Origin of the sequence: Sphingomonas dokdonensis, assembly GCF_002197685.1 — a bacterium.
GTDB lineage: Bacteria > Pseudomonadota > Alphaproteobacteria > Sphingomonadales > Sphingomonadaceae > Sphingomonas > Sphingomonas dokdonensis.
The window spans coordinates 76,070-95,115 of sequence record NZ_NBBI01000007.1; the positions used below are offsets into that span (position 1 = coordinate 76,070).

The 19,046-nt window shown below is 68.5% G+C and carries 22 protein-coding genes; 11 read left to right on the forward strand and 11 right to left on the reverse strand.

Features of this window, described 5'->3' with window-relative positions; translation table 11 throughout:
- Positions 1-4: 4 nt before the first annotated feature.
- The 4 genes from SPDO_RS14635 to SPDO_RS14650 form a co-directional block, all read right to left on the reverse strand.
- On the reverse strand, positions 5-826 hold the full coding sequence (locus SPDO_RS14635) for a hypothetical protein (RefSeq protein WP_245829537.1): 822 nt from the start codon (positions 824-826) through the stop codon (positions 5-7).
- Positions 827-908: 82 nt separating this feature from the next.
- Entirely contained in the window at positions 909-1,586 is a 678-nt protein-coding gene (locus tag SPDO_RS14640) for a hypothetical protein (protein ID WP_088368256.1), read from the reverse strand.
- Positions 1,587-1,714: 128 nt separating this feature from the next.
- Positions 1,715-3,154 (reverse strand): L,D-transpeptidase family protein, encoded by a 1,440-nt coding sequence (locus SPDO_RS14645; RefSeq protein ID WP_169716273.1) that lies wholly within the window; start codon positions 3,152-3,154, stop codon positions 1,715-1,717.
- A gap of 82 nt (positions 3,155-3,236) precedes the next feature.
- On the reverse strand, positions 3,237-4,490 hold the full coding sequence (locus SPDO_RS14650; protein WP_088368257.1) for a D-amino acid dehydrogenase: 1,254 nt from the start codon (positions 4,488-4,490) through the stop codon (positions 3,237-3,239).
- A gap of 166 nt (positions 4,491-4,656) precedes the next feature.
- Here SPDO_RS14650 and SPDO_RS14655 point away from each other — a divergent pair, with 166 nt between their 5' ends.
- On the forward strand, positions 4,657-5,097 hold the full coding sequence (locus tag SPDO_RS14655) for an Lrp/AsnC family transcriptional regulator (RefSeq protein ID WP_088368258.1): 441 nt from the start codon (positions 4,657-4,659) through the stop codon (positions 5,095-5,097).
- 227 nt (positions 5,098-5,324) lie between these two features.
- Positions 5,325-5,735 carry a hypothetical protein gene (locus SPDO_RS14660; protein ID WP_088368259.1) on the forward strand — a complete coding sequence of 137 codons (411 nt, stop codon included), beginning with the start codon at positions 5,325-5,327 and terminating at the stop codon, positions 5,733-5,735.
- A 107-nt stretch (positions 5,736-5,842) separates the two neighbouring features.
- On the opposite strand, the gene SPDO_RS14665 is transcribed toward SPDO_RS14660, so the two are convergent.
- Positions 5,843-6,097: a hypothetical protein gene (locus SPDO_RS14665; protein ID WP_088368260.1), complete on the reverse strand. Its 255-nt coding sequence runs from the start codon at positions 6,095-6,097 to the stop codon at positions 5,843-5,845.
- 33 nt (positions 6,098-6,130) lie between these two features.
- Here SPDO_RS14665 and SPDO_RS14670 point away from each other — a divergent pair, with 33 nt between their 5' ends.
- The 4 genes from SPDO_RS14670 to SPDO_RS14685 all read left to right on the forward strand — a co-directional run bounded on the left by SPDO_RS14670 (position 6,131) and on the right by SPDO_RS14685 (position 8,154).
- Complete coding sequence (locus tag SPDO_RS14670; protein ID WP_088368261.1) at positions 6,131-6,550, forward strand: hypothetical protein; 420 nt, start codon at positions 6,131-6,133, stop codon at positions 6,548-6,550.
- Positions 6,551-6,676: 126 nt separating this feature from the next.
- Entirely contained in the window at positions 6,677-7,090 is a 414-nt protein-coding gene (locus SPDO_RS14675; protein WP_088368262.1) for a DoxX family protein, read from the forward strand.
- A gap of 32 nt (positions 7,091-7,122) precedes the next feature.
- Positions 7,123-7,887, forward strand: a complete 765-nt coding sequence (locus SPDO_RS14680; protein WP_088368263.1) for an SDR family oxidoreductase — start codon at positions 7,123-7,125, stop codon at positions 7,885-7,887.
- A gap of 12 nt (positions 7,888-7,899) precedes the next feature.
- Positions 7,900-8,154 carry a hypothetical protein gene (locus SPDO_RS14685; RefSeq protein WP_088368264.1) on the forward strand — a complete coding sequence of 85 codons (255 nt, stop codon included), beginning with the start codon at positions 7,900-7,902 and terminating at the stop codon, positions 8,152-8,154.
- A 660-nt stretch (positions 8,155-8,814) separates the two neighbouring features.
- Here SPDO_RS14685 and SPDO_RS14690 read toward each other — a convergent pair.
- Positions 8,815-10,371, reverse strand: coding sequence for a M48 family metalloprotease (locus SPDO_RS14690; RefSeq protein ID WP_158212208.1), 1,557 nt, complete (start codon positions 10,369-10,371; stop codon positions 8,815-8,817).
- A gap of 94 nt (positions 10,372-10,465) precedes the next feature.
- Here SPDO_RS14690 and SPDO_RS14695 point away from each other — a divergent pair, with 94 nt between their 5' ends.
- The 4 genes from SPDO_RS14695 (at position 10,466) to SPDO_RS14710 (ending at position 13,428) form a co-directional block, all read left to right on the forward strand.
- A complete protein-coding gene (locus SPDO_RS14695; protein ID WP_143559664.1) occupies positions 10,466-11,017 on the forward strand; it encodes a hypothetical protein in 552 nt (183 codons plus the stop codon).
- A 139-nt stretch (positions 11,018-11,156) separates the two neighbouring features.
- Positions 11,157-11,459 carry a hypothetical protein gene (locus SPDO_RS14700; protein ID WP_088368267.1) on the forward strand — a complete coding sequence of 101 codons (303 nt, stop codon included), beginning with the start codon at positions 11,157-11,159 and terminating at the stop codon, positions 11,457-11,459.
- Between the two features lie 77 nt (positions 11,460-11,536).
- The gene (locus SPDO_RS14705; protein ID WP_088368268.1) at positions 11,537-12,229 is read left to right on the forward strand and encodes a hypothetical protein; all 693 of its coding nucleotides are present in this window, start codon (positions 11,537-11,539) and stop codon (positions 12,227-12,229) included.
- 71 nt (positions 12,230-12,300) lie between these two features.
- On the forward strand, positions 12,301-13,428 hold the full coding sequence (locus SPDO_RS14710; RefSeq protein WP_143559665.1) for a hypothetical protein: 1,128 nt from the start codon (positions 12,301-12,303) through the stop codon (positions 13,426-13,428).
- 29 nt (positions 13,429-13,457) lie between these two features.
- On the opposite strand, the gene SPDO_RS14715 is transcribed toward SPDO_RS14710, so the two are convergent.
- Positions 13,458-14,285, reverse strand: coding sequence for a SirB1 family protein (locus SPDO_RS14715; RefSeq protein ID WP_088368289.1), 828 nt, complete (start codon positions 14,283-14,285; stop codon positions 13,458-13,460).
- A 341-nt stretch (positions 14,286-14,626) separates the two neighbouring features.
- Between SPDO_RS14715 and SPDO_RS14720 the strand changes: the two genes are divergently transcribed.
- Positions 14,627-15,643 (forward strand): TIM44-like domain-containing protein, encoded by a 1,017-nt coding sequence (locus SPDO_RS14720; RefSeq protein ID WP_088368270.1) that lies wholly within the window; start codon positions 14,627-14,629, stop codon positions 15,641-15,643.
- Between the two features lie 259 nt (positions 15,644-15,902).
- Here SPDO_RS14720 and SPDO_RS14725 read toward each other — a convergent pair whose 3' ends face one another.
- The 4 genes from SPDO_RS14725 to SPDO_RS14740 all read right to left on the reverse strand — a co-directional run bounded on the left by SPDO_RS14725 (position 15,903) and on the right by SPDO_RS14740 (position 18,852).
- Entirely contained in the window at positions 15,903-16,481 is a 579-nt protein-coding gene (locus SPDO_RS14725; RefSeq protein ID WP_088368271.1) for a hypothetical protein, read from the reverse strand.
- Between the two features lie 71 nt (positions 16,482-16,552).
- Complete coding sequence (locus SPDO_RS14730) at positions 16,553-16,855, reverse strand: hypothetical protein (protein WP_088368272.1); 303 nt, start codon at positions 16,853-16,855, stop codon at positions 16,553-16,555.
- Positions 16,856-17,082: 227 nt separating this feature from the next.
- Positions 17,083-18,495: a DUF2254 domain-containing protein gene (locus tag SPDO_RS14735; protein ID WP_088368273.1), complete on the reverse strand. Its 1,413-nt coding sequence runs from the start codon at positions 18,493-18,495 to the stop codon at positions 17,083-17,085.
- Between the two features lie 60 nt (positions 18,496-18,555).
- Positions 18,556-18,852 carry a hypothetical protein gene (locus tag SPDO_RS14740; RefSeq protein ID WP_088368274.1) on the reverse strand — a complete coding sequence of 99 codons (297 nt, stop codon included), beginning with the start codon at positions 18,850-18,852 and terminating at the stop codon, positions 18,556-18,558.
- Positions 18,853-19,046: the final 194 nt, after the last annotated feature.

Here is a 19,046-nt window from a genome sequence, read left to right on the forward strand (position 1 = left end):
CAGATCAGAAACGACGTGGCCCGCCGGCCACGTCGCAGGTGCCGCGAAACGCGTAGTCGCCCAGCCCGACCACGGTGATCCGGCCGCTGCGCCGATCAACGGTGATCTTGGGCTTGTTCAGTCCGTTCAGGCGATAGTTCGCGTGGATCGTGTCGGGCGTCGTCGCCACGCCGTCGAGATCCCACCAATCGCCCTGGCCGCGCGAATGGATCGGCGGGATCAGCTTCTTGGGCAGGCGGATGCGACCGCCGCCATCCCACAGTTGCAGCATCAGCGACGCATCGAAATGCTCCTGCGTCAGCTCGGACCGGGTGCCGTAATCATAGCGGTTGGTGCGATCGTTCCACGTCCAGCCGGCGTTGTTCGCGACCGTCGGGCGCTGTCCGTCGCCGAAACACACCAGCCCGAGATCGCCGGCGCCGGCCGCACCCGCGTCGTCGCCCTGCGCATAGCTGGGCGTGCCGGTTTGCGGGGCGGAGCGGCCATAGCCCGCGCTCGAACGGTACGGCTCGGGCCGTGACGCTGGCTGTGCGGCGCTTTGTCGGCAATCGGGCGGCGTGGTCGGGATGATCGCGGCATACCGGCCGTCCATGGTGGCGATCGTCACGCATTGCCGCCGGTCCGCGCTCCACCAATTGGTGTAGGAGCGGTCGTCGCCCTTGGACGAGCTCGACAGGCGATAGCCGCGCCGTTGCAGCTCGCCCTCGGCCTGGCCAGCGCGCGCACCGACCAGATCGTCCAGCCCGGTCGATTGCGCATGCGCCGCGGGCGTCGACCCGATCAGGCCAGCGAAAATCAAACCGCCAATTGCAAGAAAGCGCATCATACTTCCTTTGAGCCGTTGTTGCCCGACAAGGCCCGCAGCAGTGATCCGTGTCAAGCAAGCGTAGTTAATCGCCGCGCGCCGATCAGCGCAGCACGAACAGGGCGGCAATAACGAACGACGCCACGGCCGCCTGCACAAAGGCGCGACCCGCATTCAGCAGGCCCCGCCAGAGACTTTGCTTCAGGTGATGGGCAAACCACATGGTGACGGCGGAAAGATACCCCAGCAACGCCACCGTCGCGAGCACCGGACCGATCGTGTGGCCACCGGGAATGGCCGCATGTCCCAGGCTCGTCGCCAGCCCAAGAAACAGGGCAAATGGCGCGCAGGCATAGCATTGGCCGTAGAACGGCGCCTTGAGCCGCTGGCGCGTCACGGGAACGCGCTGCGCCCGCAGAAAGCGCGTGGCCATCATCAGCGGAAACATCGAAAACAGCAGCAGGCGCAGCACGAGGAAGCTGGTGTCGTCGGTAATGAGCGAGGCCAGCCCGGTCTGCTTGGCCACGATGGGATTTGTGCCGCCCCCGATCGCCTCATCCGCCGCGCGGGTCAGCAGCAGCGACAGAACAAGGAACAGCGGCGGGTTGAGCGTGTCGGAGAATTGCTCGTCCTGCGTGTCGCGCAGCTCGCTGTCCGCATAGGTCATCATCGCAAGCGGATTGGTGATCACTCGCCACAAGGTGATCGGATAGGAAACGAGCCAGCTCATCACTTCGTAGAGCAGCTCGCCCAGCGAGTTCAGCCACTTCATGAAGTCCATGACAATGGTGTGGCGTGGCTGGCCCCGCGCGGCAATAGCGCCGATGCGCCGCCGGCGCGGATCCGATCATGCCAGGCGGCAGGCGATCGGATCCGCGCGGGTCAGCCGGTCGCCCGGGACGTCACCGATTACGGGCCGACGTCCGCCGCGCCGGTCTTCACGCGCATGGAGGCTGGTCCCTTGAAGCCGAGTGCCTCGGACACGCGGTCGTTCCAGCCATAAGGATCGTTGCGCACGATCGGGTCGCCCGCCTCGTCGAACAGCACCGTCTGGTACAGCAGCCGGACCGGGATCTCGCGCGGCAGCTTCACGAACGTCTGCTCGCCGGTTGCGCGCGCCTTGTTCCATTCGTCGATCACGCCTTCCTGCTCGGCCAGCATCTTGGCAAAGCCGAGCGCGTCCTCCACGCGGACGCAGCCGTGGCTGCGCGCGCGCTGCGTCATGCCGAACAGCGCCTTGGCCGGCGTATCGTGCAGGTAGATGGCGTGTTCGTTCTGCATGTCGAACTTGACGAGACCGAGCGAGTTCTTCGGCCCCGGCTGCTGCACGATCCAGCCGTCTTCCCATTGCATGTTATTGGCCTTGAGATAGCCCGCACCCTTGCCGGCGATCTCGTTCTTCTGGATCGAGCGCGGCACCGTCCAGGTCGGGTTGGCGACAAGGCGGAACATCGGCGAGGCGAGCTGCGGCGTCTCGTGGTCGGGCTCGCCCACCACCACGCGGCGGCTGTTGGCGAGCGTGCCGTCGCGGAAATAGTTGAGCCGCGCCGCGGCGATGTTCACGTCGATGCGCGTCGCGGCGGGGTTGCGATCAAGCCAGCGCAGACGCTCCATGTTCACCGCGATCGCGCGGGCGCGCACGTCGTCGGACTGGTTGAGGATCGCGAGCGCCTCCGCGCCGATCACGCCATCGGCCTCCATGCCGTAATCGGACTGCATCTTCTTCACCGCAGCCGCCATCTGCGGGGTGTAGCGGTCGCCCGCCGCGGCCTTGGGATCGAGATAGTCGAGCACGACGAGCTGACGCGCGATCTGCGGCATGCGCGGATCGGTGCTGTTCGGCTTGATCGCCTCGCCCTTGTCCGACACCACTGGCTGGGTCTGCGCCTTGCCCTGGGCCATCTCCTTGCGCAGCGCGACATAGGCTTGCGACAGCCGCTTGTAGTGATCGTCCTGCGGCGCAAGGCTGTTGAGCCAGCCGGCCACGTCGTTCTTGGCCAGCGCCTGTTGCAGCCCGGCCTTCAGGTCCACCTCGGGCCGCTTCAGCGTGTACACGTCATAGAGCTTGGTCGGGTCGGTCGCGCCCTGCGCCAACGCGCCGGCATAGGCGAGCGCCGCCTCAGTCATCGCCTGGTCGCCATCGCCGCTGACCGCAAAGTCCTTGCCGTCGAGGCCGTGCGCGGCGCGGCCGTCGATCGCCTTGCGCAGTTGATCCTTTGTCGTATTGCTCCAGCGCGCGTTCTGCGCCTCGGCGGCACTCACCGTGTTGCTGTCACCCGATGCGGTCTGGACGTTGCAGCCTGCCAGCAAAGCGGCGGCCGATGCGGTAATCACCCAATGGTAGCGCACATGATACTCCCGTTACGGTACTGCAACGCACCGCACGGCCACACGCTCCGTCGCTTGCCGCAAACTCTTCGTCGCAGCGCGCTCAGCCGTAGCGGTCGAGCCCCAGCCCGGCGACGGGGATCGGCGGCGTCTCGCCCGACAGAAGCGCCGCGATCACCGCGGCCGATCCGCACGCCATCGTCCAGCCCAGCGTGCCATGCCCGGTGTTGAGGAACAGATTGGGCAGCGCGGTGCCGCCGATGATCGGCGGCCCGTCGGGCGTCATCGGGCGCAGGCCGCTCCAGAAGTTCGTCTCGCCTGCCTGCGACGCGCCGGGGAACAGATCATTAAGCGAATGGAGCAAGGTCGCCTCGCGCCGACGCGGCAGCGAATTGTCGTAGCCCGAGATTTCCGCCATCCCGCCAACGCGGATCCGATCGCCCAGCCGCGTGATCGCGATCTTGTAGCTCTCGTCGAGCAGCGTCGAGACGGGCGCTGCCGCGGGATCGGCGATCGGCACCGTGATTGAATAGCCCTTCACCGGATAGACCGGCAGGCGGATGCCAAGCGGCCGGAGCAGTTGCGGCGAATGGCTCCCCAGCGCGACTAGGTACGCATCGCCATGCACCACCCCGGCATCGGTGTGCACGCCGGTGATTGCCGTGCCATTGCTCTCGATGCCGTGGATCGCGGTGTTGAAACGGAATTCCACCCCATCCGCCGCCAGCCGCTCGGCCAGCCGCGTGGTGAACAGGTGGCAATCGCCCGTCTCGTCATTGGGCAGGCGCAATCCCCCAACGAAGCGGTCGCGCGCGGCAGCAAGCCCCGGCTCGGCGGCGACGCAACCCGCGCGGTCGAGCAACTCGTACGGCACGTCATAGGAGGCGAGCACCGCCATGTCCTTCGCCGCGCCGTCCATCTGCTTGGATGTACGGAACAGCTGCAGCGTCCCTTGCGACCGCTCGTCATACTTGATGCCGAGATCGCGGCGCAGCGCAACCAGCTCGTCGCGGCTGAATTCGGCCAGCCCCACCATCCGGCTCTTGTTTAGCGCATATCGCTGCGCGGTGCAGTTGCGCAGCATCGCCGCCAGCCACGTCAGCATCGCCGCATTCGCCTGCGGGCGCAGGATCAGCGGCGCATGGTGCATCATCAGCCACTTGATCGCCTTCACCGGAATGCCCGGCGCCGCCCAGGGGGAGGCATAGCCGGGCGAAATCTCGCCGGCATTGGCGAAGCTTGTCTCCAGCGCCGGCCCCGGCTGGCGATCGATCACGACCACCTCATGCCCAGCGCGGCGCAGATAATGCGCGGCAGTGATGCCGATCACTCCGGCGCCAAGGATCACCACCCTCATCGCACCAAATCCCGCGCCCACATCAGACCGATCTGTGTCATCGCCCGCTCGTCTCCTCCCGCCACCATGGCCGAAGACGATGCGGATTTGTCGCCGAATCTGCGACGGAAGCTGCTATCGCGGCGCTGGTTTCGCAGCTTCTGCGAGGCGACAGGAGTATTGCACCATGATCGACGCGGTGGACCGCCGCATCCTGAACCAGCTGCGGCTCAACGCCCGCATCACCAACAGTGCGCTCGCGCGCGAGGTGGGTCTGTCCGAATCCGCCTGCCTGCGCCGACTGAAGCTGCTGGAAAAAAGCGGCACGATCCGCGGCTATACCGCGATCATCGCCGGCAGCGATCCTGACGAGGGCAATGTGGCGCTGGTGCAGGTGGAGCTGGAACGGCAGACGGAGGAATATCTCACCCGCTTCGAGGCGGCGATGCGCCGCCACGCCGAAATCCGCGAATGGTATCTGCTGACCGGCGACGGCGACTATCTGCTGCGGCTGCAGATCACCGACATGGATCATTACGCCCGCTTCCACCGCGACGTGCTGTCGCGCCTGCCGGGCGTTTCGCGCATCACCTCCAGCTTCGCGATGCGCAGCAATCGCAAGCCGTGAGCGCTTCGCTCTGATGGGACACCGTAGAGTTTTCGGGCTTCGTTTCCCTGCCGCAATGGTTCCAGGCAAGAAAAGGATCAAATATTACGCGGCTGCGCCATGACGACGTAAATTGCTCGATACCCGACCATTGGTTAAGTTTTTCGTAAACTCCGTTGAACCTTTGCTGCTGCCAAGCGCTTCATCGCCGTCCTCTTCGAACGAGGGCCGAAATATCGGAGAGTACAATGCGTATCACTACCATGTTCGCGACGGTTGCCGCTGCTGGCCTGCTGACCACTGCTGCCGGCGCGCAGAGCACCGCAGGCGGCGGCGCCGCCGCTTCGACGCCGCAGGGCTCGGTTGCCGGCGGTGAGTCGGTCGGCACGATGCGTAAGGGGCAGGACAAGCGCACGGATCGCATGTCGCGCCGCGATCAGCGCCAGATGGGCAGCTCCTCCTCCACCTATGGCGCCGGTTCGACCTACACCGATCGTAACCGCGCAACCGGCGCAGTCGCAGCCGGCGGCACGGCAACGGGCAGCGGCGCCACCGCCAGCGGCACCTCGATCGACGCCTATGGCTCGACCGACCGCAACGGCTCGACCGGTGAGGTCTATGGCGACAGCTCGGCCACGGCCGACACGCCGCGCAATTGAGGATAAGGGGCGGGTCGTCACGGCCCGCCCTCCTTTCTCATGACACCCCTTCTCCTTCTTGCCGCAGCCGCCGCGCCCTCCACACCCCAGGCGCAGTGCCGGCAGGTTCACCATTTCGCGGATGGCCGGGTCGAGACGACGATGATCGATGACGATGGCAGCATCGGCTCCAGCGCCAGCAGCAGCGCGAACGGGAGCACGAATGCGCACGCCGGCACGTCATCCTCGCACAGCACGGTATCGGCATCGTCCAGCACGTCCGGCATGGGCACCGCCCACGCCACGTCGTCGAGCAGCACCACCGTCAACGGCGTCACGCGCACCGTGCGCGTCACCCGCGACGAAGGCGGCTGCACCGTCACGATCGACGAGCGGGATCAACGGGAGTAATCACCATGCGTAGCCTTCTTATTCTGGCGCCGGCCCTGCTGGTCGCAGGCACCGCGTCGGCGCAGGTCAACACCGGCAGCGCCGGCACCGCATCGCCCACCACGGGTGACGTGTCCGCCGGCACCACCAGCGGCGGCATGAGCGGCGACGGCACGGTCGGCGTGTCGGGCACGGCGGATGCCGCCGCGGCCAACGGCGGTACCGTGGCGACCGACGGCAGCGCGCGTTTCAACACGCGCAACAATACGGCGCGCCAGCGCTCCACCGCCACGGCGCGCGACGATGACGAGCGCGCCCGCTCGCGATCGATGACCAACGTCACGCCGAAGGGCGACGTGCGGTCGAATTCGATGACCATCTACAAGCAGCGTGGCGAAAAGCCGGTGATCTCGCGCGAGCGCACGGTGAACGGCGAGCCCAAGTAACCGATCGGGTCGCGATAACTCGCCTAGCCTCTCCCCGAGCCGCTCCTACCCCGAGCGGCTCACACCCCCCCGGGCCGCGACGCACCCCTCGTCGCGGCCCGCTTTGTGTGGCAGCAAGCATCCCCGATGGCTACATCCCCGCCCGGTCGCGCCCGCCGCATCACCCGCTGGCTGCTCGCCGTGCTTTATGGCGCGGCGGGCGTCCTGCACCTCGCAACACCAGCGCCGTTTCTCTCGATCACGCCGCACTGGGTGCCCGCCGCGCCGCTGGTGATCGCGCTCACCGGGCTTGCCGAATTGGCCGGCGCGGCAGGGCTTGCGCAGCCCTGGTCGCCCGCGCTGCGCCGCTGGGCGGGGTGGGGGCTTGCAGCCTATGCGCTGTGTGTGTGGCCGGCGAATGTGAACCACCTGCTGATCGATCTCGCGCGCCCCGACGGGGGGCTCGGATGGGCATACCACGGCCCGCGCATGCTGCTTCAGCCTGTGCTGATCTGGGCGGCGTTGTGGGCGGGCGGCACGCTCGCGACACGCCGCGCTTGAGGGCAGGCACGAAGCCCGCCAAAGCACGCGCCATGAGCGCAGCAGGCATCACAGAAGGCGGCGGCACCCTTGCCGGCAGAACCGCGCTGGTCACCGGCGCGAGTGGCGGGCTGGGGCAGGAGATCGCCCGCGCGCTGGCCGGCGCCGGCGCGCACCTGCTGCTCCACGGCCGCGACGCCGCACCGCTGGAGGCGCTCGCCGATGCGATCGCCCACGCCGGCGCCACCAGCGAGATCGTGCTCGCGGACCTGACGCAGCCCGGCGCCGCCGAGACGTTCGCCGCGCGCGAGACGCCGATCGACATCCTCGTCAACAATGCCGGCGGGCGCGATCGCCGCCCGCTCGACCAGCTCGATCGCGACGCCGCGCGCCGGCTGCTGGAGCTCAACCTCCTCGCGCCGTTCGATCTCGCGCGGGCACTGGCACCGCGCATGCCGGCGGGCGGGCGGATCATCAACATCACTTCGATTGCCGGGCCGATCGCACGCGCCGGCGACGCGGCCTATACCATGAGCAAGGGCGGGCTGGAGGCGCTGACCCGCGCGCTCGCCGCCGAGCTCGGCCCGCGCGGCATCACCGCCAATGCCGTCGCCCCCGGCTTCTTCGCCACCGACGCCAATGCCGCCATGGTCGCCGACCCGGAGATCGCCGCGCATCTCGCCCGCCGCACGTCGCTCGGCCGCTGGGGCGAGCCGGCCGAAATTGCCGGCGCCGTCCTGTTCTTCGCCTCGCCCGCCGCCTCCTATGTCACCGGGCAGGTGTTGGCGGTCGACGGCGGCTATCTGGCGCATTTCTGAAGGGCGCGGGTGATGGCAAAGCGCAAGCGGATGCTGCGGGCGACGATGCCCGATGGCTATGTGAAGACGATCGGCCCGACCAGTCAGCCGTTTACGCACTACTGGCGCATCGTCGCCGTGCTGGAGAACGGCAAGACCGAGGTATTCTGGGGCCACGCCACCAGCCTTGCCGAGGCCAAGGCGAAGCGCACCGCCGCCGCGGACGCCGCCCGCCAACGCGGCTGGCGCCGCTACCAGTTCGAGATCGCCACATTGGAGGAGGTCTAGCGCCCGCTTCCGGCGCTCGCCCTCACAGCATGGCGTCCCGCGGTGGGACGTACGGCAGGTACCAGGACTGCACGACGCCGGCACGGCCTCCAATTGTTTCCTTGTGTTGCTGAGCACACCGGCTAATAGTTCCGCAGCGGATCTATTTACCGCGTTGTGAGCGCCCCTGCCTTTGAACTCCCTTTCACAGGGGCGCTCACCTTGCGACCGCAGCGCAGTAACCCTCCGCAACCAAGCGCGCGTTGATTGTCGCGACGGTACGCTTGATTGTCGCGTAATATACCGGTTCCCACAAACGTGGTTAACACCGTACGCTTTACGTTACGTCACACATTCACATCTTGATCCGAAATGGATAAAACCCCGCCGCATAATGTTCCGGGGGGAAATATGGCATGGCTACGTTTGCGGGTATTGCTGTTCTGCTGGTCGGTGGGTCGTTCGGGTTGATGAAGGTATCCAAGTCACGGAGATTGCAAAAGGAACGCGAAGCACGACGGGCGCGTCGCGATGCAGAAGCGCGGCGCCGGATCGGCCTCGACTAAGGTCTGGGGCCATCGCGACTCGTAGCCGCGATGTATGTTTGATTGCGGCGCGGCATTCATCATGCTTTCATCTTTTCGGGTCGACGCCGCGCCAAGACCGCCGCGCGCTTTACCTTCAAGGCAATAATGCCGCGCCCGGCGGCGTACCCGCCGGATCGACATAGCTGCGCGCGTACGTGACGATCTTGGCCGGTGCGCCTGGCGTCAGCTTCCGCTGATCCAGCCCATTGATGAGCGAGACGAGCGCGGCAGGGCGGGGGTCGACGGTCCGCTCGGCCAGCGTCGCGACCGTATCGCCCGCGCCGATGCGCACTGTGCGGATCACGCGCGGGCGCAGTGACGCCGCCTCCGCCGGGGACAGTCGCCGGAACGAGGCGAACAGCTGCGCGATACCTTGCGCGCTGCCGTCCGCCGGGGGCGAGGCGATGATGAAATGGTACGCCTGCCCGTCCAGCCCGTCATACACCGCGATGGCGAGCGGCACCGCCTTGTTGCCGCCGCCGCGATCGCGCACCGCCAGCCGCACCTGCACCACGATCGCGGGCAGGCCGTTGACCTGCATTGGCGCGGTATCGACGATCTCGGCCGGCGCATCGCCGACGACATGCGCCACCAGCGCCTCGGCATAGCGCGGCAGGCCGCCCGGCGGCAGCGGGTTGCCGCCGAACTCGCCCGAGATCCCGTCCGGCCCCGTCAGCCGCACCGCGCGCGGGCTGTTGCTCAGCGAGAAGCCCGGCGGCGCCTCGAACGAGATGCGCATGGCGGGATGCGCGAAGCGGCGGCCGATCACGAAGCCCTGCTCGGGATCGTCGCCGAACAGCAGGCCATCCACCGCGGCGAAATAGCGTGCCTCGTTCTCGGGCAACGCATCCTTGGCCAGCCCGGTATCCGCCGCCTCCTCCCGCGCGCGCGGGATGCGCCGCTCGGTCAGCGGGTGGCTCAGCGCCCATTCGGGCACGCTGCGCGCGCCGTCCTCGCGGTCGCCGGCCTGCATGAACCGCTCCTGCCGCCCGAGTGCTTCCAGCATGTCGGCAGCGGCATAGACGTCGTAACCGGCCGCCTCGAGATAGCGGACGCTCAGGTCGTCGGCGGCATATTCCTGGCTGCGCGAATAGCGCAGGCCGAAATATTGCGCCGCCTGGTTCGCCAGCTGCGTCAGCCGCTCCGATCCCGTCACCGCCACCGCGATCACGCCGAGCTGCCGCCAGATCGAGCTCGTCTCCTGCCGCTGCGCATGCCGCCCGACGATATGCCCCAGCTCGTGCCCCAGCACGCTGGCAAGCTCCGCCTCGCTCGTCACCACCGCCACCAGCCCGCGCGTGACGTAGATATAGCAGCCCGGCACCGCAAAGGCGTTCACCACCGGCGTATTGACCAGGGTAAAGGTGCATTGCCCCTCCAGTCCGGCGGCGGCCGCGATCTTTTCGCCCACGCCCTGCACATAGCTTTCCGCCGGCCCGCCATATTCGCCGCCAAAATCCTGCAAGAGCGCGGCATGCTGCTGTGCGCCGATTGCGCGATCTTCGGGTGCGATCGCAGCGTCAGGGTCGGGTGTGCCGCCCGAGCCGCAACTCGCCAGCGCGGCGGCAAGCGGCAGTGCGAGCAGCCATCGCACCGCCGTGCGCGCTTTTCGGGAGGGGCAGGGGGAGGGGGCGAAAGAACGGATGCGCATCGCCCGGTGAAACTCACCGGATGCGGGATCGGTCCAGCCCCTGTTCATCCGCGCGGCGGAAACGCTGTGGGCGACGCAAGGAGATACGCCGCGCATGACGATCAAGCCGAACACCTGTGCGCCGCACGCCGCGCTGGCCGCCATGCTGGTCGTGTCGGCCAGCGTCGGGGCGAGCACGCCGGCCCACGCGGCGGATTACGCCGGTCGCACGGTGGCCGGCTGGACGGTGGCGGCCAGCCGTGACGGGCAGGGCTGCTTCATCACCCGCACCTTTGCCATGAATGGCGGCACGCAGCTGCTGCTTGGGCTGAACGCGGACGGCACCAGCCAGCTCACGCTGCTCAACGCCAATTGGTCGATCGCGCCGCGCGACACATTGTCGCTTACTTATCGGCTGACGCGCGCCGGCTATGCCGATCATCGGGCGATCGGCATCCGCGCGGATGGCAAACGCGGCTTCGTCGCCGCATTCGACCGCGCCTTTCCCGCCCGCTTCGCCGCCGCGCGCACGCTGGCCGTCACACGCGCCACCGTCACCGTGGCCGAGGTCGATCTGGCCGGCAGCGGCGCTGCCGTGGCCGAACTGCGCCGCTGCGTTGCCGGCACGGCCGATGGCAAGATACCGCTGGATCCTTTCGCGAAGTAGAGCCTTGCCTTAATGATAGATGAACAAAGTCCTTTATCGTCCCGTCGCGGGAACGGCACAGGTGAACAGAAAGTGGATTGTTGATTGGCAAAGTCTCAGCTTCTTTTCTCCTGCTGATTAACAGTTGAAAGAATCATTAATGTATCTGTCCGCGTCCAAACTCGCACCGGTTGTTCTTGTGCTGGGCGTCGCCGTCAGCGGCTGCGCCACCAAATCCTACGTCCGCGAACAGATCGCCCCCGTCAGCCAGCGTGTCGACACGCTCGAGGCGCGCCTGCAGGAAACCGATACCACCGCCAAGACCGCGCTCGCCGAGGCGCAGGCCGCGTCGGCGCAGTTGCAAGGCAACGGCCAGCGGCTCGATCAGCTGAACGGCCGCGTCGACGGCATGGAGCAGCGCATGCAGGCGCAGGAATCGCGCGGCAAGCGGCCCCGCAACTGACGCGCACCCGCGTTCCCGACGAATGACATATGGCCGCTCGTCCCGGTGGGGCGGGCGGCCTTTGGTGGTGAAGTGAAATGCATGCTGTCTTGCGGTCGCTCGCCGCGCTGTCGCTGATCCTGCCGGGGTCGCTGCTCCTGCCGGGGCTGCCCGCCGTGGCCAAGGACGCCGCCCCCGCCCCGGCCGCCGAACCGCCGCTGGTGCAAAGCGGCGAGGCGCAGCGCGTCGCGCGCTGGGTGCAATCGTCGGGCGATCACCACCATTTGCCCTTTGCCGTGATCGACAAGAAAAACGCCGCGCTGTCGCTCTACGATGCCGCTGGCACGCTGCTCGACACGGTGCCCGTGCTGATCGGCATTGCGCCGGGCGACACCGCGAGCGCCGGCATCGGCGCCAAGAAACTATCGGAGATCGGCCCCGCCGAGAAGACCACGCCCGCCGGCCGCTATCTGGCGAAGTTCGGCCTCGCGGTCGGGCGGCAGCGCGTCCTGTGGGTCGATTACGCCACCTCCGTCGCGATCCACACCATCCCCACCGACAGCCCGCGCAAGGAGCGGCGGCGCGAGCGGATGCTGTCGCCAACGCCCGACGACAACCGCATCACCTTCGGCTGCATCAACGTGCCGCGCGCCTTCTATGCAAAGCTGCTGCAACCGCGCTTCGGCAGGAAAGGCGGCTATGTCTACGTGCTGCCCGACAGCCTGCCGCTCGAAGACGTGTTCCCCCGCCTACGCGTCGAGGCGCTGCGCGAGGCCACGGCAGGAGACTGACCGTGCACGCGCCGCTTGACCGCGCAGCACGCGACACCGAACAAGCAGGGCAGATGGCAAGGAGCGGCGCGATGCGGGGTGGATGGATGATGGCGGCGCTGGTCGTTGCCGCACCTGCAATGGCGCAGGCGCCCGCGCAAGATACGCCGCGCAGCTACACCGGCACGGTCGGCGCGAACCCGATCGTGCTGACGCTCGAAAGCGAGGATTCAGCGCCGGACGCGCGCGGCGCGCGCGACGTTTGGGGCAGCTATTTCTACGCCGCGCACCGGCTCGACATCCGGTTGCAGGGCAAGCGGCGCGGCGACACGATCACGCTCGATGCGATGCCGACCGACGATCACCTGGTGCTCCGCCGCGCCGGCCCGCGCCTCGTCGGCACGCTCACCACCGCCGCGCACCGGCGCTTCGCCGTCAGCCTGTCGCCGATCACGCAGGCGCGCGCCGTGCCCGCCGCGTCGCCCGCCGACCTGTCGTTGCACGAAAAGCTGCAACTCGCCGGGCTGACCCTGGCGCCCGACGGCGATGCCGTGATCGACGGTCGCCCGATCCGCTGGCTGCGCGAGCGGCGGAGCGGGGTGCGGCTGTTCCGGCTGAACGGCGGCTATGCGCCCGGCGTCGTGCGCACGATCAACGCCGCGCTCGATCAACAGCAATGGCGCAACGTCCACGCGACACTCGGCTGCACCGGGGGCGACGGCAAACCGGGCGTCGAGGGCGCAGTGGCGGGCCAGCCGTGGTTCGGGCGCGATTACGTCAGCTACGCATGGCATGCCGACTGGTCGTGCGCCGGCGCCGCGCATCCCGATTTCATGACCGAAGGCCACAGCTTCGACGCGCGCACCGGCCGCGAACTGACGCTGGATGCGGTGCTGCCGGTCGGCTCCGCCGCACCGCCCGCGCCCGAAAGCGATGCCTGGTACGGGTATCGCAGCGACACGTTCGGCCCGGCAGTGGTGCGGATGCTGCGGCGCTATCATCCCGCGCAAATGAGGCCGCAGCGCGCGACCGACGCGGCCGACGATGCGCCCGACTGCGATTACACCGATCCGGACGTGTGGAGCTTTCCCGCGTGGCGGCTGACACCCGACGGTCTGTGGCTCGGCGCGTCTTTTGCCCGTGTCGCGCGGGTGTGCGACAATCCGGAATGGGCAGTGCTGCCCTGGTCCGCGCTGCCGGCGCGCGCAGCCGCCCCTTAGGGCCGCGCCGTAAGGTCGCCGCCGCACGCTCAGGACGAGGCGGCGAGTTTCTCCAAAAGGTCCGATACCTGCGCGCGCAGCTCGGGATCGCGCGTCACCTCCAGGATCGTGCCCAGGCTGCTGCGCGCGCCCGCCACGTCGCCATCGACCAGCAACAGCCGCGCGCGCTGCCACCACGCATGCGCATATTCGGGCGCCACCGCGGTCATGCGGGCGAACAGCGTCAGCGCGCGACGGCCGTGCCCGGCCTGTTCGGCGCGGGTCGCCTGATTCTGCAACAGCCGGATCAGCACCGCGCGATTGGGCATGGCGGCGACCTGCGTCACCGGCTCGTGCGTCGGGGCATGAGTCTGCAACAGCGCCGCGAGCCGCTCCGCGCCGACCCGCGCGCCGCCCGCAAACGGGTCCACGATCACCGGCGCCTCGTCCATCCCGATCAGCACCAGCACATGCCCCGGTACGTCGAGCACCTGCGCCTGCCAGCCGATCCGCCGCGCGGCGGCGACATACAGGATGGCGAGGCTCACCGGCAGCCCGCGGCGCCGGTCGATCACGCGGATCAGATCGGCATTGTCGGGATCGTCATAGGTCAGATCGTCGCCCAGAAAGCCGAACTGGTCGGCCAGCACCGCGGCAAGCGCGCTTGCCTGATCGGCGGCGCGCTCGGCCGCCATGCCGGTGACCTCCAGTTGCTCGGCGATCTCGGACAACAGGTCGTGATAGGGCGTCAGATCCACCGCCTGATGATCGAGTTGCGCCAGCGCCAGCGCGGCCTCGTCCAGCACGAGGTCGCCGTCCTCCACCAGGCCGAGCCGGGTAAGATCGTCGTCGGGCAGGGGCAGAAGGGGAGCATTCATGCCGCCCAACATGGGGACGGCAGCGCCGCGGTGCAAAGCAAAGCGGGCACGGGATGGCGGGAGAGGGGGCTCGCACGCCCGCTGCGCCTGCCGCGCCCGCGCCGCCAACCCGTGCGCGACCCCTTGATCCGGCGCGCCCGATGCCCCAGATTGATCGCGCGGGCCGGGCCCCTCTGACACCCCACGAAGTGGGTGTGATGTCGGACCGCGATCATATCGGGCCCGGCTTTCCATCGATCTTCACCGGCCGGCCCCCTGATGGAGTGCGCCGTGATTGCCGCGGGTGACATGCCCGTTCGACGTTTCGCGCACCCGCGCACCGCCAATTTCAAGGAGAGACCATGATCCGCTTCAAGAAGGGCACCGTCGGCGCCGTCACCTTCGGGCTTGCGGCAGCCGTGATGCTGACCGCGCCGATCGAGGCCGATGCGCGGCGCGGCGGCAGCTTCGGCAGCCGCGGCGCGCGCACCTATCGCGCGCCCGCCACCACCAATGTGGCGCCGCGCCAGACCGCGCCCGTGCAACGCTCGATGACCGATCGCCCTGCCGCGGGAACGCAGGCGAGCGCGGGCACGGCAGCGGCGGCCGGAACCGCGCGCCGCGGCGGCATGGGCCGCGGGCTGCTCGGCGGCCTCCTCGCCGGCGGTCTGATCGGCGCGCTGCTCGGCGGCGGGCTGGGTGCGCTGGGCGGCGCCGGCGCGATCATGGCGCTGCTGCAGATCGTGCTGATCGGCGGTCTCGCCTATTTCCTGTTCAGCTTCCTGCGTCGTCGCGCGGGGGGCGCGCCGACGCATCCGCAGGCCCATGCGGCAGCCGGGGCGGGCGGCAACGTGCACCCGTTCACGGGCAGCAGCTTCACCGGCCAGCAGAACAATGCGCCTGACCGGCCAAGCGCCCTGGCGCCGCAAGGCAGCACGCCCGCCTATGCCGCCCCGCAGCGGGTGGCCGAGCAGGACATCGCCATCACCGATGCCGATCGCGCCGATTTCGAGCGGCTGCTGATGGATGTGCAGGATGCGTTCTCCGCCGAGGATTTCGCCCGCCTGCGTGCGCGCACCACGCCCGAGGTAATGTCCTATTTCGCCGAGGAGCTGAGCCAGAACGCGACCGCCGGCCGCCGCAACCGCGTGTCCGACACGCGCCTCCTCGATGCCGCAGTGGCCGAGGCGTGGCAGGAAGCCGGCACCGATTACGCGACCATCGCGATGCGCTACGAAAGCGTCGACGTGATGCTCGATCGCCAGAGCGGCGCAGTGGTGGACGGCGATCCCGACCGTGCCACCGACACGACCGAGCTGTGGACCTTCAAGCGCGAGCCGGGCACCGACTGGCGCCTGTCTGCCGTTCAGGACGCCTGAGCGGGAGGACGCGGCAGTGGTCGCTTGCCACTGCCGCGCCTTCCAGAAGCGCGCCGGATCGCCGTTCGGTCTTGCGGCTTCTCGCCCACTCCGATCCATCGAACTTAGTGCTGATAAGTCGATAATAGTGGTTATGTAAAACCTCGGCCCCGTCGGCAATCATCACCGTACTATGTCGTCACTCTCGCAGCATGAAGCCACCACCAAGCGGGCGTGCCGGTCAACGACACGCCCGCTGGCGTCACCTGGATGCGGTTGCCTACGACGCCTTGGTCACGCGGGTGGCGTCGATGTAATGGTTGATCCCGTCGGGCAGTGGCGCGGTCGGGCCGGGAATCGCGGCGCCTTCTGGAGCGCCCGCGCTGGCCGGACGCACGGTGCCGACGATGTCGACGCGGTCGCCCTGGTCGACGTCGACGCGGCCCTCGATCGGGGTGTTCGGGGTGCGCACCTCGTGCAGCACGACATATTCGCGCGCGCCATTCTCGCCGGTGATCCAGAAGCCCGCATCGGCCGGCACTTCACCCGCCGGCACGTTGCTCAGCCGCACCTCGCGGCCGACCACCGCCTCGTCCGGCGCGGTAAGCAGCGTGGCGAGATCGGTGATCGGGCCATTGGCGGCGCCCGTCTCCGCGCCCGCCCCGGTCCCGGCCCCGGCCCCAGCTACGCCGCCCGCGGCCGACGCATAAGGCGCGCTGGCGACCGGCGTCTCGGGCAGGCGATTGTCCTCGCGCCCGAGCAACAGCCACAGCAGGATGCCCGCGACCACCACGGCAAGCAGCAGCCATAGCCACGCCGGAATGCCGCTCCGCTTCTTCTCGATCGGGATTTCCGCCATGCCTGTTCTCCTGGTCGTGCTGATGCTGTCGTGTTGATGAAAACGGCGGTCCTGCCGCCAGAAAGGCGCGCCTAGCGCCGCGTGACCGGCGCCCATTCGGTCGGCGCGGGCGGCAGCGTGTGGAGGTCGGTGGTCAGCACCGGCACCCCGTCGCGGATCACGACCGCATCGACATTGACGATCCGCTCGTCCTCCAGCCGCAGCGCGACGATCCGCTCCTGCGCCACATCGGCGAGCATGTCGGTGACCACGCCGACGCGCGCGCCGTGCCGATCGATCAGCAACGTGCCGCGCAGATCCTGGTCGGCGTCGGACAGTTTCCAATGGTCGAGCGCGTCGAGCGGGCGGATCTCGTGATCGTTGGCGGTGGTCATGATGAATTCCCTGTTGGGTCGTGACAAAAACAGCGCCGGGCGTGCGGCGGCGGCACCGTTCAGGCGCGGCCAGGCCCGGAAAACTGCAACGAAGCGCCGCCTGCCGGGCAGTGCCTGCGCGCATCCTGCGTCACGAAAAGGAACGGGCGCTGGCCGCTTAGGTTGCGTTCCGGACAAAAATAAGCCCGGCTCGGCCCGATCCTGCCCGCTCCCGACGGGCCGCGCGGTCAGGCGGTGCCGGCGAGCCAGGCGGTGCTGTCGCGCAGGCGGCGCTTGTAATCGGGCTCGGCCAGCGCGCGGCGCAATTCGTCCGCCCGCTCGCGCACCCGCGCCAAATTATAGCCGTCGAGCGATCCCTCGGCGCGCAATTGCAGCCGGTCGAGATAGCGCCCCAGCGTCTTCACCCGCTCGAGATCGTCGCAATCGAGCGACACCTCGCCCAGTCCGCGGATGAAGTGCAGCGCGGCCAGCATGTCGGTGCCGCAATATTGCACCAGCGCGCCGAACGAGCGATCGACGATCGCGTCGAACGTCACCGGATGCGCGATCACGCGCAGCGCGCCCTCGTCGTCGAGCCGCAGCCGCGAGGGCAAACGGCGATGCGCCACGTCGGCTAGCGCGGCGCTGAGCCAATCGAGGCAGGTGATCGCGGTGAACGGGTCGTTGACCCCGGGCGACAGCGCGCGCGCCGCAATCTCCACCAGCTCGTCGAGCAGGAAGCGCAGGTCCTGCAACGCCGATCGCCGATCGCCGACCGAATAAGCGTCGCGAATGGCTTCCGCCGTCTCCTCGCCGCCGCGTCCCGCCGGCCAGGCCTCGGCCAGCGTCCGGCCGGCGTGCACGAAATCGCCCGGCTGATATTGCAGCCGCAGCACCAGATCGTCGTCGCGCGCGCGCGCCATCAGCGCGTCGCTATCCACCACCTGAATATAGCCGGTGCGCTTGGCGCGGATCAGCTGGCGATCGCTGCCGTCGGCAAAGGTGCAATCCGCGCGAAAGGTGGCGGGCACCAGCGCCTCGTCGGCGGGATCGTCGCCCTCCGGCCGGCCTTCGCCGATGAACGACGGGAACCGCTCGTCGATCTCGCGCAGCAGGCGATCGCCGATATCCTCGATCACGCTGTTGATGTGAATCTTGCTCGGTACGTGGTGGATGAAGAAGATCAGCACCGCGATCGAGCAGATCGCCAGCAGCACCGCGACCAGCAGCGCCAGATTGGGCACGAACCCAGCGCTGCTCGATTCCTCGGGCGAGCGCACCGTGCGCAGCACGATCAGGCAATACAGGAACGTCGCGATAAAGGTGCCCAGCGTCACCTGGTTGCCGCGATCGGACATGAAGTTCGTCAGCAGCCGCGGCCCGTATTGGCCCGACGCATAGACGACCGCGGCGATGGTCACGGAAAACACCGTGCCCGCCACCGTGATCATCGATCCGCCGATCGACGACAGCACCTGTCGCGCGCCGCTCGGCCGCGAGGCGTAGAGCCACAACAGCCCGTCCATCCATGTCGACCCCACATAGGTGTCGACCCAGATCATCCCGCCCGCCAGCAGCACCGCGGCAAACGCCATGATCGACGGCAGAAACCAGTAGCTCTGCCGCAGATTCTCGCCGAACTGGAGCAGCCGCCCCTTCACGCACGCGCCCCCACGCGCCGGTCAGCGGGCGAGCCGGCGCGCGCGTCGCACAGTCGCATCTTAGCGGACGGCCGCTGCCTCGTTGGCGACGATCGCGTCGCGCTGCGCCTGGCTCATCCCCGCCACGTTGCGATCCGCCGCCTCGATCGCGTCGCTGCGCTCCTCGCCCGCCTCGCGCACGGCAGCCGCGCGGTTTTCGAGCATGTCGGCCTGCATCTCCAGGTTGTCGGCGCGCGCGTCCGCGGCATTCTCGACGCGATCGGCGAGCTGGTCGGACGGGCTCTTGCTGCACGCCGACAGCGGCACGGCGGCAAGCGCCAGAGCGGCGATCACGGCGGCGGGCGATACGGTCTTCATGGCTTTTCCCCTTTTCGGTCGATCGGCGGCGCACGGCCGATCCGGCCGCTTCGCGTCACCGGCAAGAGCGCGAGAGCCGCGCGATTGTTCCGGCGGCGCATCAGTTAGCGATCGGGCGGAACCATCGCAGCGGCGACCTGTTGGTTTGGTACGGACGCTGTTGCAACGCAGCGACGTGGCGCGTTTCGTTTCAT